This is a genomic window from Streptomyces sp. SUK 48, assembly GCF_009650765.1.
GTDB lineage: Bacteria > Actinomycetota > Actinomycetes > Streptomycetales > Streptomycetaceae > Streptomyces.
This window is the reverse complement of record NZ_CP045740.1, coordinates 1,820,661-1,834,376: the sequence shown is the minus strand read 5'-3', so window position 1 is coordinate 1,834,376 and position 13,716 is coordinate 1,820,661. Positions and strand designations below refer to the sequence as shown.

Annotated in this window: 14 protein-coding genes; 3 read left to right on the top strand and 11 right to left on the bottom strand. The window is 71.8% G+C overall.

Annotated features, from left to right (window positions below; translation table 11 throughout):
• Positions 1 to 26 precede the first annotated feature (26 nt).
• The 8 genes from GHR20_RS07715 to GHR20_RS07680 form a co-directional block, all read right to left on the bottom strand.
• Positions 27 to 323 (bottom strand): hypothetical protein, encoded by a 297-nt coding sequence (locus GHR20_RS07715; RefSeq protein WP_111581156.1) that lies wholly within the window; start codon positions 321 to 323, stop codon positions 27 to 29.
• 97 nt (positions 324 to 420) lie between these two features.
• Complete coding sequence (locus GHR20_RS07710) at positions 421 to 717, bottom strand: Dabb family protein (RefSeq protein ID WP_086808806.1); 297 nt, start codon at positions 715 to 717, stop codon at positions 421 to 423.
• A 10-nt stretch (positions 718 to 727) separates the two neighbouring features.
• Positions 728 to 1,699: a branched-chain amino acid transaminase gene (locus GHR20_RS07705; protein WP_153812730.1), complete on the bottom strand. Its 972-nt coding sequence runs from the start codon at positions 1,697 to 1,699 to the stop codon at positions 728 to 730.
• Positions 1,696 to 3,117, bottom strand: coding sequence for an AMP-binding protein (locus GHR20_RS07700; protein ID WP_153812729.1), 1,422 nt, complete (start codon positions 3,115 to 3,117; stop codon positions 1,696 to 1,698). Before GHR20_RS07700 ends, GHR20_RS07705 begins: the two co-directional genes overlap by 4 nt.
• Before the next feature lie 59 nt (positions 3,118 to 3,176).
• Positions 3,177 to 3,470, bottom strand: a complete 294-nt coding sequence (locus GHR20_RS07695; RefSeq protein ID WP_148023128.1) for a DUF1330 domain-containing protein — start codon at positions 3,468 to 3,470, stop codon at positions 3,177 to 3,179.
• 29 nt (positions 3,471 to 3,499) lie between these two features.
• Positions 3,500 to 4,321, bottom strand: a complete 822-nt coding sequence (locus GHR20_RS07690) for a PhzF family phenazine biosynthesis protein (RefSeq protein ID WP_243877971.1) — start codon at positions 4,319 to 4,321, stop codon at positions 3,500 to 3,502.
• The gene (locus GHR20_RS07685; RefSeq protein ID WP_153812728.1) at positions 4,308 to 5,273 is read right to left on the bottom strand and encodes an ornithine cyclodeaminase family protein; all 966 of its coding nucleotides are present in this window, start codon (positions 5,271 to 5,273) and stop codon (positions 4,308 to 4,310) included. The genes GHR20_RS07690 and GHR20_RS07685 overlap by 14 nt, the downstream gene beginning before the upstream one ends.
• A complete protein-coding gene (locus GHR20_RS07680) occupies positions 5,260 to 5,850 on the bottom strand; it encodes a prephenate dehydratase domain-containing protein (protein WP_241670522.1) in 591 nt (196 codons plus the stop codon). The genes GHR20_RS07685 and GHR20_RS07680 overlap by 14 nt, the downstream gene beginning before the upstream one ends.
• Before the next feature lie 256 nt (positions 5,851 to 6,106).
• On the opposite strand from GHR20_RS07680, the gene GHR20_RS07675 reads away from it, so the two are divergent.
• On the top strand, positions 6,107 to 6,502 hold the full coding sequence (locus GHR20_RS07675) for a hypothetical protein (RefSeq protein ID WP_153812727.1): 396 nt from the start codon (positions 6,107 to 6,109) through the stop codon (positions 6,500 to 6,502).
• A 42-nt stretch (positions 6,503 to 6,544) separates the two neighbouring features.
• Here the strand turns inward: GHR20_RS07675 and GHR20_RS07670 are convergent, their stop codons facing one another.
• Positions 6,545 to 10,009 carry a BTAD domain-containing putative transcriptional regulator gene (locus GHR20_RS07670; protein WP_343335996.1) on the bottom strand — a complete coding sequence of 1,155 codons (3,465 nt, stop codon included), beginning with the start codon at positions 10,007 to 10,009 and terminating at the stop codon, positions 6,545 to 6,547.
• 232 nt (positions 10,010 to 10,241) lie between these two features.
• Between GHR20_RS07670 and GHR20_RS07665 the strand changes: the two genes are divergently transcribed.
• Entirely contained in the window at positions 10,242 to 10,454 is a 213-nt protein-coding gene (locus GHR20_RS07665) for an MbtH family protein (protein WP_111581162.1), read from the top strand.
• Positions 10,455 to 10,544: 90 nt separating this feature from the next.
• Here the strand turns inward: GHR20_RS07665 and GHR20_RS07660 are convergent, their stop codons facing one another.
• Both GHR20_RS07660 and GHR20_RS07655 read right to left on the bottom strand, forming a co-directional pair.
• Positions 10,545 to 11,477: an ornithine carbamoyltransferase gene (locus GHR20_RS07660; protein ID WP_111581163.1), complete on the bottom strand. Its 933-nt coding sequence runs from the start codon at positions 11,475 to 11,477 to the stop codon at positions 10,545 to 10,547.
• Positions 11,478 to 11,567: 90 nt separating this feature from the next.
• A complete protein-coding gene (locus tag GHR20_RS07655; protein WP_153812726.1) occupies positions 11,568 to 12,995 on the bottom strand; it encodes a helix-turn-helix domain-containing protein in 1,428 nt (475 codons plus the stop codon).
• A gap of 276 nt (positions 12,996 to 13,271) precedes the next feature.
• On the opposite strand from GHR20_RS07655, the gene GHR20_RS07650 reads away from it, so the two are divergent.
• Positions 13,272 to 13,694, top strand: coding sequence for a cobalamin-dependent protein (locus GHR20_RS07650; protein ID WP_237520308.1), 423 nt, complete (start codon positions 13,272 to 13,274; stop codon positions 13,692 to 13,694).
• Positions 13,695 to 13,716: the final 22 nt, after the last annotated feature.

Genomic DNA, 13,716 nt, shown 5'->3' with positions numbered 1-13,716 from the left:
TGATCCCGCTCGCGAACGGGTCCGGGCTATCCGGCGTCCGCGCCCGCCATCCGCGCCGCGTCGTTGGACCTGACCACCGCGACACCGGTGGCCATGACGGCGGCGCGCACCGAGCCCAGGGCCTCGCGCAGCAGTTGCCCGCGGTCGGGCTGGCCGGGGGACGGGGTGACCGCGCCCGCGCGGGTCAGCATCAGTCCGGCTTCCAGCACCGCGACCTGGGCCTCCACCAGCGGGTCGCGGCGTTCGGCGGTGGTCAGCAGGGCGTCCAGGGCCTCCTCGACGAGGGTGGCGGGACTGCCGTTCGGGGGGACGATCGCTGTCATGTCGTGATCCTCGGGTAGGGGTCGTGGGACCGGAGGGCGAGGTGCGGCGGCCCGGGCCGGATCGGTCACCGCCGGTCCGGCCCGTCGGGGGCGGCTCTCAGGCGACGGCGAAATCCGCGACCACCCAGGTGGCGATCTCCTTCCACAGCTCGACGCCGCGGACGTGGTCGGGGTGGGTCAGATAGCGGTCGACCGCTCCCCGGTCGGCGAACGTGCCGATCAGGGCGAAGTCGTAGGCGACGGGCCGCTCGGTCATGTTGCGCCCGAACTCCCAGCCGAGGATCTCCTCGATGTGGTCCGGGTGGCCCGCGGTGGCCTCCTCGGCGGCCCGGGCGCGCGCGTCGGACCAGTCGACCTCGGGCCGGAAGCGGAAGAGGACGGTATGGCGGATCATCGGTGCCTCCTCAGAGCAGGACGGGGGTGGTGTGGACCGGCGTCAGCCAGCCGTGGTCGTCATGGGGGTCCCGGCCGCGGACGGACCGGTCGTAGGCGTCCATGACCGTGCGGGTGAGGGGGCCCGGGACGCCGGAGCCCACCGGGCGGCCGTCCAGGGCGGTGACGGGGACGATCTCGCAGCCGGTGCCGGTCAGGAAGATCTCGTCCGCCGTGTACAGCTCGGACCGCAGGACCGTGCGCCGCTCGACCTCGACGCCCGCCCGACGGCGCAGCAGCGAGATCACCGAGTCCCTGGTGATGCCCTCCAGGATGTCGGAGTCCTGGGCCGGGGTGGCGACCTGCCCGGCCCGGACCAGGAAGAGGTTGGCCGTGCTGGCCTCGGCGACATGGCCGGCCTGGTTGAGGAAGATCGCGTCGTCGTAGCCCGCGGCCGTCGCCTCGTCGGTGGCGAGCGCGTTGTTGGCGTACGCGCCGGTGATCTTCGCCCGGGCCGGGAGCGAACTGTCCGGGATACGCCGCCAGGAGGAGATCCCGCAGCTGATCCCGTCCCTGGACGTGTAACGGCCCATGGGCAGGCTGACGATGGTCAGCGTGGAGGACACCCCCTGGAGCCGCACCCCGAACGGCACCCCCGGTTGCAGGGCCGTCTTGTAGGCGAGCGGTCTGAGGTAGGCGTCGCCGGAGTGGCCGTTGCGCCGCAGCAACTCGGCCGATATCTCGACCAGTTGGTCGGCGTCGTGATCGATCGCGATGCGCAGCAGGCGCGCCGAGCCGATCATCCGGGTGAAGTGGTCGTGGGCCCGGTAGAGGTGGCTGTCGCCCGAGCCGGTCGCGTAGGCGCGGATGCCCTCGAAGACGCCGGTGCCGTACTGGAGCGCCTGAAGGCTGGGGCCGAGCCGTACGTCGGCGGCGGGCACGAAGTCGCCGTCGTGGAAGACCCACTGGCCGGCGGCCGGGGCGGCGGTGCGGCCGGCGCTCATCGTGCGTCCCGGCGGCGGGCGATGGCCAGGGCCGCCTCGTGCTCGGGGTCCGACGCCGTGCGCAGGTCCCGCACCCGGGCCGCCTTCCAGCTGACCATGGCTCCCGTCGTGGTGATCGCGCCCAGGCTGGTGTGCCGGACGGTCAGCGGGCAGCCCCAGGCGTCCGCGGCCGCCGCGACGAGCGAGGCGTGGGCGTCCCGCGCGGCGGCCGTGTCGGGCATGTCGAGGTCGACGGCGAGCACGTCGGTGTCCGCCTCCCGGTCGATGGTGATGTGGTAGTCGCGGCAGCCCGGTGTCCGGGACAGCACGAGGTCCTCCAGCTCGTAGGCCGTGACGGTGTGGCCGTTGAGGTCGATGCGGTCGCGCACCCGGCCCAGCGGCGTCAGGACCTGGGCGGGGGACCCGTCGTCGGCGGCCGGTGCCAGTCGCACCAGGTCGCCGGTGCGGTAGCGCACCAGCGGCTTGGCGCCCTGGTACAGATGGGTGATGACCAGCTCGCCCGTCCGCACCCGCCGCGCGTCCGGCGCCACGAGCTGTCCGGTGGCCGGGTCGACGACCTCGTAGTAGACGTTCAGCGGCACGGTCCGCAGCCGGCCGTCGGCGTGCGCGGTGGCGATGATGGACGACTCCTGCGAGGCGTACATGCAGCTGTACGCGCGGGCGTTCCAGAGGGAGCCGAGGTTCTCCAGCAGCGTCGGGGTGACCAGCTCGCCCACGAACATCAGCAGCCGCAGACCGAAGTCGGCCGCCGGGTCGAGCCCCGCCTTGCGGGCCTCCTTGGCCAGCGACATCGCCATGCCGGGCGTGCAGAAGACGGCCGTGACGCGCAGCTCGCGGAGCATGTGCAGGGCCCGCTCGAATCCCACGACGGGGGAGTGCGGCCACATCTTGACGACCGTGTGCCCGAGGTTGCGGCAGACGTCGCCGAACGTGTCGCCCGTGGAGTGCAGTTCGGTCGGGCCCAGCACGGCCACCACGTGGTGGTCGCCGTGCTGCTCGAAGATGTCCCGGTAGGCCACCGTGAGGGCGGTGTTGTTGACGATGGAGTCGGTGTTGTCGCGGGGGCACGGGGTGGCGGGCCCGGTGGTGCCGGTGGTCTCGTAGAACACCCAGGACTCGCTGACTGGCCTGGAGAGCATGTCGTAGCCCTGGTCCCGGAGGTCCTGCTTGGTGGTGAAGGGCACGGCGCGGGCGAACTCCGCGGCGTCCAGGACCTCGATCCCCGCCTCCGTCAGGTCCGCCAGCCGCTCGGCGTAGAAGGGGGAGCGTTTGCGCACATAGCGCAGGCTCTCCCGGAGGTTCTCCCACTGGTGGGCCGACAGGCGCTCCCCGTCCCACGACCCGGCGTGGAATTCCCGCTGCCGGGCGACCGTACGGCGGGCGAGGGCGTCGAGCTCGTCGTCGAAGATGGTGAACACGTGAGGTGAAACCTTCCTGAATCCCTGCGTGGACAAGCCGGATCGACAGTCGTTCGTCGTCAGTCGCCGCTTTCGAGGAGGACCAGCTCGGTCCGCACGCTGCCGGTGCGCAGCGCGGCGATCTCCTGGTACTCGGGGGACCCGAGCCAGGCGCGGACGGCGGCGCCGTCCGGGAACTCCATGAGGGTGAGGTGGACCGGGAGCCAGTCGCCCTCCACGACGTCCACCTTCCCCCCTCTGACCAGGAAGCGCCCGCCGTACCGGACCACCGTGGCGCCCACCCGGCGGCGGTACTCGGCGAGTTCGTCGCTGGTCTCCAGCGTGGTGACGTTCCCTATGACGTACGCGGGCATGCTCTGTCCTCCGCTTCCTTCCCTGCCGGCTACGGGATCGACGCGCCGGCCGTGATCGTCACAGCGGTGCCGCCCAGCAGCACGTGGTCGTCCAGGACGGTGACGTGGACCGTGCCGCCGCGCCGGGACATCTGGTAGCCCCACAGCTCCGTGCGCCCCAGCCGGCCGGCCCAGTACGGGCCCAGGCAGCAGTGGGCGGAACCGGTGACCGGGTCCTCGTCGACGCCGTACGCCGGTGCGAAGAACCGGGAGACGAAGTCGAACTCGGAGTGGGAGCCGCCCGGCGCGGTGACCATCACCCCGCGGGTCGGGACGCCCGCGAGGGCGGCGAAGTCGGGCTTGAGGTCGGCCACCACCTCCGCGTCGGCGACCTCGACCAGGTAGTCGAACCGGTTGCGGCCGGTCCACACCGGCGCCACGCCCAGCGCCTCGCACAGCCCGGCCGGCGGCTCGGTCTCCACCGCGCGTTCGGCCGGGAACCGCATGACGATCTCGCGCTGCTCGCGGCTGACCGTGAGCAGGCCACTGCGGGTGTGGAAGTCGATCTCCCGTTCCCGGTAGCCGCGCTGCCACAGGACGTGGGCGCTGGCGAGGGTCGCGTGGCCGCAGAGGTCGACCTCCTTGGCCGGGGTGAACCAGCGCAGTTCGTAGCCCTCGTCGCGGGCGGTCACGAAGGCCGTCTCGGAGAGGTTCATCTCCCGGGCGAGGGCCTGCATCCAGCCCTCGTCCCGGGGCTCGTCCAGCAGGCACACGGCGGCCGGGTTACCGGTGAACGGGCGCTTGGCGAACGCGTCGACGACGAAGACCTTGGTGGCCCGCAGCGTGGACGGCCGCGTCTCAGACAGCAACACCGATGCCGCCCTTCCGCGCCCGGGCCGCGATCGAGAATCCGGAGGCGACGTCCTCGACGGCCAGGCCCAGGGACTTGAACAAGGTGATCTCCTTTGGCTCGGTGCGTCCCTCGGTGGTGCCGAGGAGCACTTCTCCGATCTCGCCCCTGATGTCCTTCTCGTCCATCAGGCCCTCGTCGATGGGGTCGCAGAGGTCACTGGACTCGTTCAGGGCCGACTCCCGGCTGTCCACGTAGACCGCGCAGCCGGCGACGGCGGCGGGGGCCAGTTCCCGGGCGCCGCGCACGGACGCGCCGACCGCGTTCACATGGGCGCCGGGGCTCAGCAGGCCCGCCGGGATCAGCGGGACGCGCGAGGCGGTCGTGGTGCACACCAGGTCCGCGCCGCGTACGGCCTCCTCCGGGGTCGCGGCGACCTCGACCTCCACGCCCTGGGTACCGGCCCAGTCCCGGAAGTCCCGGGCCCGCTCGGCGGTGCGGGACCAGACCCGGACCCGGTGGACGTCCCGCACCAGCCGGACGGCCTCCAGATGGGTGCGTGCCTGGGTGCCCGCGCCGAGGATCGCCAGATCGCCCGCGTCCGCGCGGGCCAGTTCCCGGGTGGCGACGGCGGAGACCGCGGCGGTGCGGATCGCGGTGACCGCGCCGCCGTCGAGGACGGCCGAGAGCTCACCGGTCTCCGGATCGAAAACGGTGACCATGCCGATATGCGTGCTCAGTCCGCGGGCCTCGTTCCCGGGATTGTGCATGATGGCCTTGAAACCGTATCCGAGGCCCTCGGCATGGCACGGCATCATCGCGAACACACCTTGTTCGGACGGCGGCGCGAGCACCGACCTGAGCGGTTGCGTCACCTTTCCCGAGGAAAACGATCGCAGCGCCTCGGTCATGACCGATATCGCCTCGGCCATCGGATAGGAGGCGCGGACCGCCTCACCGTCAAGTATGAGCATGGGTGATCCTCCCCGCTTCCGCGGTGTCGTCGGGGACGACGAATATCTCGCCGTTCAGCGTGAATACGGACCAGAGCATCCTGATGAACCGTTTCCGGGAAATGAATTCGAGGCCGTGGGCCTCGGCCGCCGGTACGGTCGTGAGCGCCAGGTCCGTGACCCGGTCGCGGACCGCCTGGGCGGCCGTGCTGGTCGACGTGACCTGAAGGATCTCCCGGTCGGTGAAGTGACTTGGCAGCAACTCGTCCACCAGGGGGCGGGGCGCCGGGTGGGTGGCGACCACCGGCCGGTCCGGGACCGCCTCCCCGGGCAGCTGGGCGATGCCGTAGTGGGGGGTGTCCATCACGAACACGCCGGCCAGGGACAGCCGGGTGTCCATGTAGAACTCGCTGATGCCGCTGTAGGCGTTGGCCACCACCAGGTAGTCCACGTCCTGCTTGAGCACCGCCTCGGCGGCGTCCTCGTACGTCCGGTGCAGTGCGATGTTCCGGATGTCCGGGACATCGCCCCCGAGGCTTTGCCAGACGATTCCTGCGGCGACTTCGCTACTGGTTCCCGAAGGTCCCAGCGTGGCCACTCCTGGATTACCGCTGTGTGCGGCGAAGGAGGGTGTCAGCCAATTTACCATCTGCCTCATCGTTGCGTTCCTCCGTTGGTTCCTGGAAGCCGATCGGGCGAGCAGTGGGAATACGAGGACGCTAACTCGACGGGTCGCGGAGTTTCCATGAATCCGGCCAAGCACCCCGGTAACTGCCGATGGAAGCTGCCTCTTGACGGCTCAACCGGCAAAGCAGTGGCATGGAGGGCGTCGGAAATCTGAGAAGGAGCGTTTCGTGAACCATTTCCCGGACCCGCGACCGGTGACGGAACGGCTCAGCCGTGCCCTGCGGGACCTGTCGGCCGTCGAGCGCTGGGCCGCACACACCGGGACCGGCGCGGAGGAGAGTGGGGAGGGGCCCCGGTTCGGGGTGGCCACGGAGTCCAGCGACGGCATGCACCAGGTAGTCGGCATCACCCGGAACGCGCCCGCCGGCGCCGCCCCGTGGGGTGAGCCCGCCGCGGCGGACCGCGCCGTACTGCATTCGTCGGTCCGGGCCCTGCTCGACATGGCGGAGCACGAGAGCGGGCCCGCGCACACGGAGGTCGTCCTCACCGCCCGGGGCCCGCGTGTGCTGTCGTGCCGGCTCGGCGGTACGACCGTGACGGCCACCGGCGCGGGCACGGACTGACCCGGTACCGGCTCACCCGGTACCGGCTCACCCGGTACCGGCTCACCGGGACCGGCTCAGCCGATACCGGCTCACCCGCACCACCCGTCGCGGCCCGTCCCACCCGTTCGTTCCCGCCCCGGGAGACCGTTCCCGTCCCACCCTCCCGGATTCGCCTTTGTCCCTGGTCAGAGGCCGTTTCCGCGCGTTACCCGTGGGCGGTATCGGAGCGGGACCCTCGCGGGATCGCCCGTCTCCATATTCGAGGTGTCGGAAAGACGGAGACACTTCCAGGGGGCGGAAAACATGGCTCGCAAGCTCACCAACTCGGTCCGGATCGTCGTTGCTGTGGTCGCGCTGGCGCTGGGCGCCGCGGCGGTCGAGGCCGGCCACACGGACACGCAGCGGCACGGCCACCACGTGACGGCCGAGGACAAGGGCCCGACCGTCACCACCCCGGTCGTGGGCGCGTAGTACGACGGTCAGCTCTGCACGGCGGTCAGGTGCGCCGGGCGTTCGGGGGATGCCCATCGCCGAGAACAGTTCCTCGGCCTGCGCCGCGTGCTCGGCCGCCCACGGTTCGTCGCCCAGTGCCGCCGCCGCGGCGGCCAGTCCGGCCAGGGCATAGGCCGCCTCGACCCGGTGGCCGACGGAGGACGCCAGTTCATGTGCGCTGCTGTGCAGGGCGAGCGCGGAAGCGTACTCCTGCTTCCGCCGCAGCACCCGGCCGATCACGTTCTCCAGCTTCGCCTGGCGCAGCGGCGAGGAACCCGCCCGGGCGAGGGCCAGGGCGCGGTCCGCGAATCCGGAGGACTCGTTGGGCTGGTCCAGACGCTGGGCGATGTCGGCCGACAGCGCCAACGTCATCGCGACATGGCCCTGGTCCATGGACTCGTCGCACAACTGGCGGGCGAGAGCGAGCGTCTCATCGGCCTCCGCGTACTCGCCGAGTCCCGTCTGCGCCAGGGAGAGATCGGTGAGGGCCACCAACTTCCCTCCCTGACTCCCCAGTTGCTCGGCGAGCAGCATCGCGCGCCGGGCCGCCTCGGCGGCCTCCCGGTACTTGCCCCACTGCTCGTACAGGGCGCTCAGGGCGGTGAGGCTCTCCGCCTCGGCGCGGGGCGATTCGAGTTCGCGCTCGCAGGCGATCGCCCACTGGAGGTGGACCAGCGCCTCGGGGAAGCGGCCCAGCAGGCTCTTGTACAGGCCGAGCGTGCTCTCGGTGTGCGCCTGGGTGTGCCGGTCGCCCAGGCGGGCGGCGACGTCCCGGCCCTCCTCGGCGACCTTGATGCCCTCCTCGTAGCGGCCGAGCTTCCAGCAGGCGACGCCCAGGTTGGACAGGCTGACGCCGAGCAGGTCCAGATCGCCGAGGCGCCGGGCGGCCGTCACCGCGAGGCGGCACAGCTCCGCGAACTCCTGGAGATGGCCGCGCGCGTTGAGGTGGAAGACGAGATTGCGAGCCAGGCACACCGCGTGCCGGTCATGGCCGGACCGCTCGGCCAGGGTGACCAGGGACAGCAGCCCGGGATGCTCCCGGGAGAACCAGACCTGCGCCAGCTTCTCGTGGGTGAGGTCGGGGAGTTCCGCCACCGACGGGGGGATTCCGGTGGGCCGGTGCCGGCGCCCGGGGAACAGCACCTCGCAGGCCGCCTCGGTGGCCGTCAGGTAGTAGTCGAGCAGCCGCTCGACCGCGGCCCCGTCGTCCAGCGCGGTCGGCTCGCCGCGCAGGCTCCGGACGAAACTGCGCACCAGGTCGTGCATGGTGTACAGGCCGATCTCCGGCTGGAGCACGAGATGCACGTCGAGCAGCCGTTCCAGCATGTCCTCGGCGTCGCGCAGGTCCATGCCGAGCAGGGCGCCCGCCGAGTAGACATCGATGTCCCCGCCGGGATGCAGGGCGAGGGTCCGGAAGGCGGTCCGGGAGTCCTTGTCCAGCGCCTGGTACGACAGCCGCAGGGTCGCGCCGATGCTGCGCTCGCCCAGGCTGAGTTCGTCCAGCCGACGGGTCTCGTCCCGCAGCCGCTCGACCAGGTAGGCCAGGGTCCAGCGCGGCCGGTTGCGCAGCCGCGCGGTCGCGATGCGCAGGGCGAGCGGCAGATACCCGCACAGGCGGGCCAGTTCGGCGGCGGCCTCCGGCTCCGCGGACACCCGCCGGCTGCCGAGGATGTCCTCGATCAGGGTGGCGCTCTCCCCGGGGGACATCAGCCCGATGGAGATCCAGTCGGCCCCGTCGAGGTCCACCAGCCGGGCCCGGCTGGTGACGAGGAGGAGGCAGTCGGGCGAGGCGGGCAGCAGCTGCAGGATCGTTCCGGCTTCGGTGGCGTTGTCGACGAGCAGCAGCACCCGCTTGCCTCTGAGGGTGGCCCGCCACAGGGCCGCGCGCCCGGCGTCGTCCTCGGGCAGCTGCTGTCCGGGGCCCGGTACGCCCATGGTGCGCAGCAGCGAGGCGAGGGCCGCGCCGGTGGTGACGGGCTGTTCGCCGGGGGTGTATCCGCGCAGGTCGATATGGATCTGGCCGTCCGGGTAGGCCGCGGCGAGCCGGTGCGCGGCCCGCACCGCCAGGGTGGTCTTCCCGCTGCCGCCCATGCCGTCGATGGCCACGATCCGGGTGCCCCGGCCGTCCTCGTGACGCGCGTAGCTCAGTAATTCCTGGAGCTCGCGGTCCCGGCCGGTGAAGTCGGCGAGGTCGTGCGGGAGCGTGGCGGGGGCCTCGATCTCGGGGGCGGGCGGGAGCGGGGTCGGGGCCTGCCAGGACTTCGGCGCGGCCGCGAGTTCGGGGCTCTCCCGGAGAATCCCCTCGTGCAGCCTGGTCAGTTCGGGGCCGGGGTCGATGCCGAGTTCCTCGCCGAGGAGCCGGCGGACCTCGGCGTACTCCTCCAGCGCGGCGGCCTGGCGGCCCGACCGGTACAGCGCGAGCATCAGCTGGCCGCGCAGGGTCTCGCGCAGCGGGTTCTGGTGGACGAACTGGCGCAGGTCCACCACGAGTTCGGCGGACTCGCCGAGGCCAAGGCGCAGATCGAAGAGCTGCTCGGCGGCGGCCAGCCGGCGCTCCTCCAGCATGACCGAGGCGCGCTCGATGACCGGGGTGCCCTCGCCGGAGAGCAGCGGACCGCGCCACAGGGCCAGGGTGGCCTGGAGCGCGTCGACCGCGCGGGCGGGGTCCTCGGCGGCCAGGGCTTCCTTCGCGAGGCGCAGCCGGGCGTCGAACTCGGCCAGGTCCAGCTGGCTCTCGGTGACCATGACGCGGTAACCGGGGCCCTCGGTCACCAGGGTCTCGCTGCCGCCGGGTATGCGCCGGCGCAGATCGGCGACGGCTTTGCGAACCTGGTGGGGAGCGGTCGCGGGCGGGTCCTCGTCCCAGACGGCCTCGACCAGCCGGGAGACGGGCAGCATCTTGCCGGACTCCAGCAGCAGCATGAGGAGCACACGCTCCTGGATCGCCCCGCCCAGCCGGAGTTTGGTGCCGCCCTCCCAGACCTCCAGCGCGCCCAGCAGGTTGAATCTCAGTGGCCCCCCACCACCTGCCACGTGGATCCCCTCACCGGTCGGAGTTCATGGATCTCGCTGTCCGTATGATCATAGGTCGTCCACGAAATGGGCGGAAGTGTGGTGTGGACCAGTCGCGTCGGGCGGCGAGGGCGGGAACACCACCGCCGAGCTGCCTGTCACTCTGCCCGCGCATTGCCTGAACGGCCCCTAGTTTGGGACCGGAAAACGCAGACGCGGGTCATGCGTCGTCGCTTCAGCGAAGGTGGGAATCGTGGCAACCAACCCTTTTGAGGATCCGGCAGGCCGCTATGTCGTCCTCGCCAACGACGAGGGCCAGCACTCCCTCTGGCCGGTCGGCATCCCCCGGCCGGCGGGCTGGACGCTGGTGCGGGACGAGGGCACGAAGCAGGAGTGCGCCGAGTACATCGAGGCCCACTGGACCGATCTGCGCCCCAGGTCGGCCGTCGCGGCCATGGGCGGCTGAACCCGACCCCTCGGCGCGGGGCGCGCCGACAGCGGTGGGGGGATGGGCCCGCGGGCCCATCCCCCCACCGCTGTCTTGCGCGCTTTCCGGTCAGGCGCGGTCGGCCGCCCCGGTCACGCACCACTCCAGCACCGCCATCGCGGCCGTCATCTTGTGGTGCGCCTGGCGCCAGGCGACGCTCCGCTCCCCGTCGAGGACCTCGTCGGTGACCTCCTGGCCGCGCACGGCGGGCAGGTCGTGCAGGAACACGGTGTCCGGGCCGGCGAACCGGTCGAGGAACGCCTGGTCGATCCGGAACCCCTCGAAGTCGGCCAGCCAGTCGGGGTTCGCCTTGGGGACGCCCATCGTCTGCCAGCGGCTCGTGTACACGGCGTCCACCGGCCCCGTCACCTCGTCGGCCGACGTGACCTGCTCGACCAGCGCCTGCCCGTCACTGAGCTTGCCGACCAGGTCGAGGGTCTCCCGCGGCACCTCGTACCCCTGCGGGCACAGCAGGGTCAGCCGCAGCCCGGGGGTGAGCGCCGCGGCCAGCGCCAGCGCGGCACCCGAGCTGTTCCCCTCGCCGACGCACAGCACATGCCGCCCCGCCAGGTCACCGAACAGCTCGGTGAGCGTGGCGAGGTCGGCGATGGCCTGGGTCGGATGCTCGTCCAGGGTCAGGGCGTTGACCACGGCGAGCTTCGGGCTGCTGCCCAGCCGCCGTATCTCCGCCATGTCCCCGTTGGTGCGCACGACCAGCGCGTCCAGGTACTCGCCCAGCACCCGGGCCGTGTCCTCCAGGGTTTCCCCCGTGCTGATCTGGAGTTCGTCGGGACCGAACGTGATGACGTCCGCGCCCAGACGGCTCGCGCCGCTCCAGAACGAAGTACGGGTACGGGTCGAGGACTTGCGGAAGTAGATACCGACCCGGTGCCCGGCCAGCGGCCGTTCGCCGGTGTCACCGCGGCCGAAGACGACGGCGCGCCGGACGATGCGGTCGAGTTCCTCGGAGGTCAGGTCGGCGAGCGAGATGAGATTACGCATGGCGGAGTGTCATCACCTTTCGTGAACTACCTGTTTATGAATAAGAGTTGGCAGTTAATACCGGGGTGTCCGAGTGGTGGCGGCCGCCGGTCACACGGCGCCGGTGGCCAGCAGGCGGGGCGCCGCGTCCTCGGGGGACGGCCGTCCGCCGGTGACGAGGTCGCGGACGAGATGGAGCACCGAGAACCGGCCGGGCCGGGCCGCGCCGCCCGGACCGGCGGGGAACTGGCGGATCAGGCCGTGCAGAAGCAGGGCGTGCACGTCCTGGGCCGCCCGCGCCGAGGGGACGCCGAGCGCCTCGGCCGCGTCGTCGACCGTCCAGGAGGAGGCCGAGGGGGCCATCGCGGCCAGCAGATCGGCCTGCCGGTCCGGGAGTCCGGCGCGCACCGAGGCCAGCAGGTCGCCCAGCGGCGCGGCGGCGCCGAGGGTCAGCGAGGGAGCGCCGTCGACCAGCGCGAGGGGTGACTCCCGTGCCATCTCCCGCAGTTGCTCCAGGGAGTACAGCAACAGCCAGGAGGTGGCCGCCTCCAGAGCCTGGGGGATGCCGTCCAGCGCCTCGCAGATCTCCGCCACGACCGCGATGACGGAGTCGGTGAGCAGCAGGTCGGGACGCAGATGGCTGACGTACGACAGCATCAGCTCGACTGCGGGGCGGCGCGCCGACAGCGAGTCACCGGGGAGCGGCGACATCGCGGCCGGCCCGGATATCGCGGCCGGCCCGGTTATCGGGGGCGGCCCCGGCGCGAGGACCGTCGGCAGCGGGGCGAGGGGCAGCAGCCGGCCGCCGGAGACATGGTGCGGGTGGCGGGAGGTGAGCAGAATCCTGAGCCGCCGGCAGCTGTGCAGCAGATACATCAGGGCCGGGCTGGTGGCGGGCGTGACCTCGTGGCCGTCCAGGACCAGCAGGGTGGGCCGGTCCGCGATGAACGCCGCCAGTTCGTCGTAGCGCCCGCCCTCGGACACCAGCGGCCGTACCCAGTTGGCCAGCGCCGTCCGCGGCCGGTGCGCGGCCTTGTCCGGGGTGCGCCCGGCCCCGTCCATGGGCAGCCACAGCACGGGTATGTCGCCCCGCCGGTGCACCTGGAGGGCGGCCTCCTGGGCGAGCCGGGACTTGCCGACGCCGGGCAGCCCCACGACCGTCACCAGCCGCTCCCGCTCGCCGCCGAGCAGGTCGGCCAGCGCCCGCAGTTCGGACTCGCGGCCGAACAGGGTGTGCACCGGCATGGGCGGGCAGGCCAGTTCGGGGCTGTACACATCGCGCAGCGCCTTGCCCACCGAGGCGCTGTCGGCGGCCAGTTCGAGCGCCGCCCGGCCCGTGTCACCGAGCCGCATGGCGTCGGCGAGCAGTCGCACCGTGTCCCTGCGGGGCCGTACCACCCGGCCGCGCTCCAGATCGCGGATCGCCCGGATGCTGACAGTCGAGAGCCCGGCAAGCTGTTCCTGGGTGAGCCCGGCATGCTCCCGAGCGCTGCGCAGCACGGCGCCGAACTCAGCCGACCGAGCCTGTCGGTTCGTCATCGCTGTCTCCCCTGGTGTTCCGGTTACTTGCGGGAGCAGCTTCCGAGGCCGCCTTACCGTTCCGTTCCTGCGGCGATACTGCCGGCGGGAACACCGGGCGGCCGGGCGGCGGCAACTGCCGCTGCGCTGCCGTCGCGGACGCCGGTGACGCTCCGGGGGGACTCCTAGTCTCGATCGTGCGGGGCGTTCAGAACCCGCCAGCCCCCTTCTCCCGATGTCATCGACGATGTGGACGAAGAACGAATGAAGCCTGCCGAACTGGCGACGTGCGACCGCATGGCGTCACTCGAAGTGATCGTCACTGGACTGGCGTCCGACGCACACACCTGGAATCTCGTATTCGTACAGCTGCTGCTCGAGGACCTGGGGCACAGGGTCGTCAATCTCGGCCCCTGTGTCCCCGAGGAAGAGATCGTCGAGTCCTGTGCGAGGCACCAGCCCGATCTGCTGGTGGTCAGCAGCGTCAACGGCCATGGCTGCCGTGACGCCAAGCCGTTGATCGCCGCCCTGCGCGCCCGTCCCGACCTGGACGGTCTGCCGGTCGTCATCGGCGGCAAGCTCGGGATCTCGCAGGACCGGCAGGAGGAACAGGCCCATGAACTCATGGCGGCCGGCTTCGACGCCGTCTTCCAGGAGGGCGTGGACCTCGCCTCCTTCGAGACGTTCGTCGGCGCCCTGCCCAAGGAGGTGACCCGGTGACCCGGGCCTTCGCGAGCCGCCC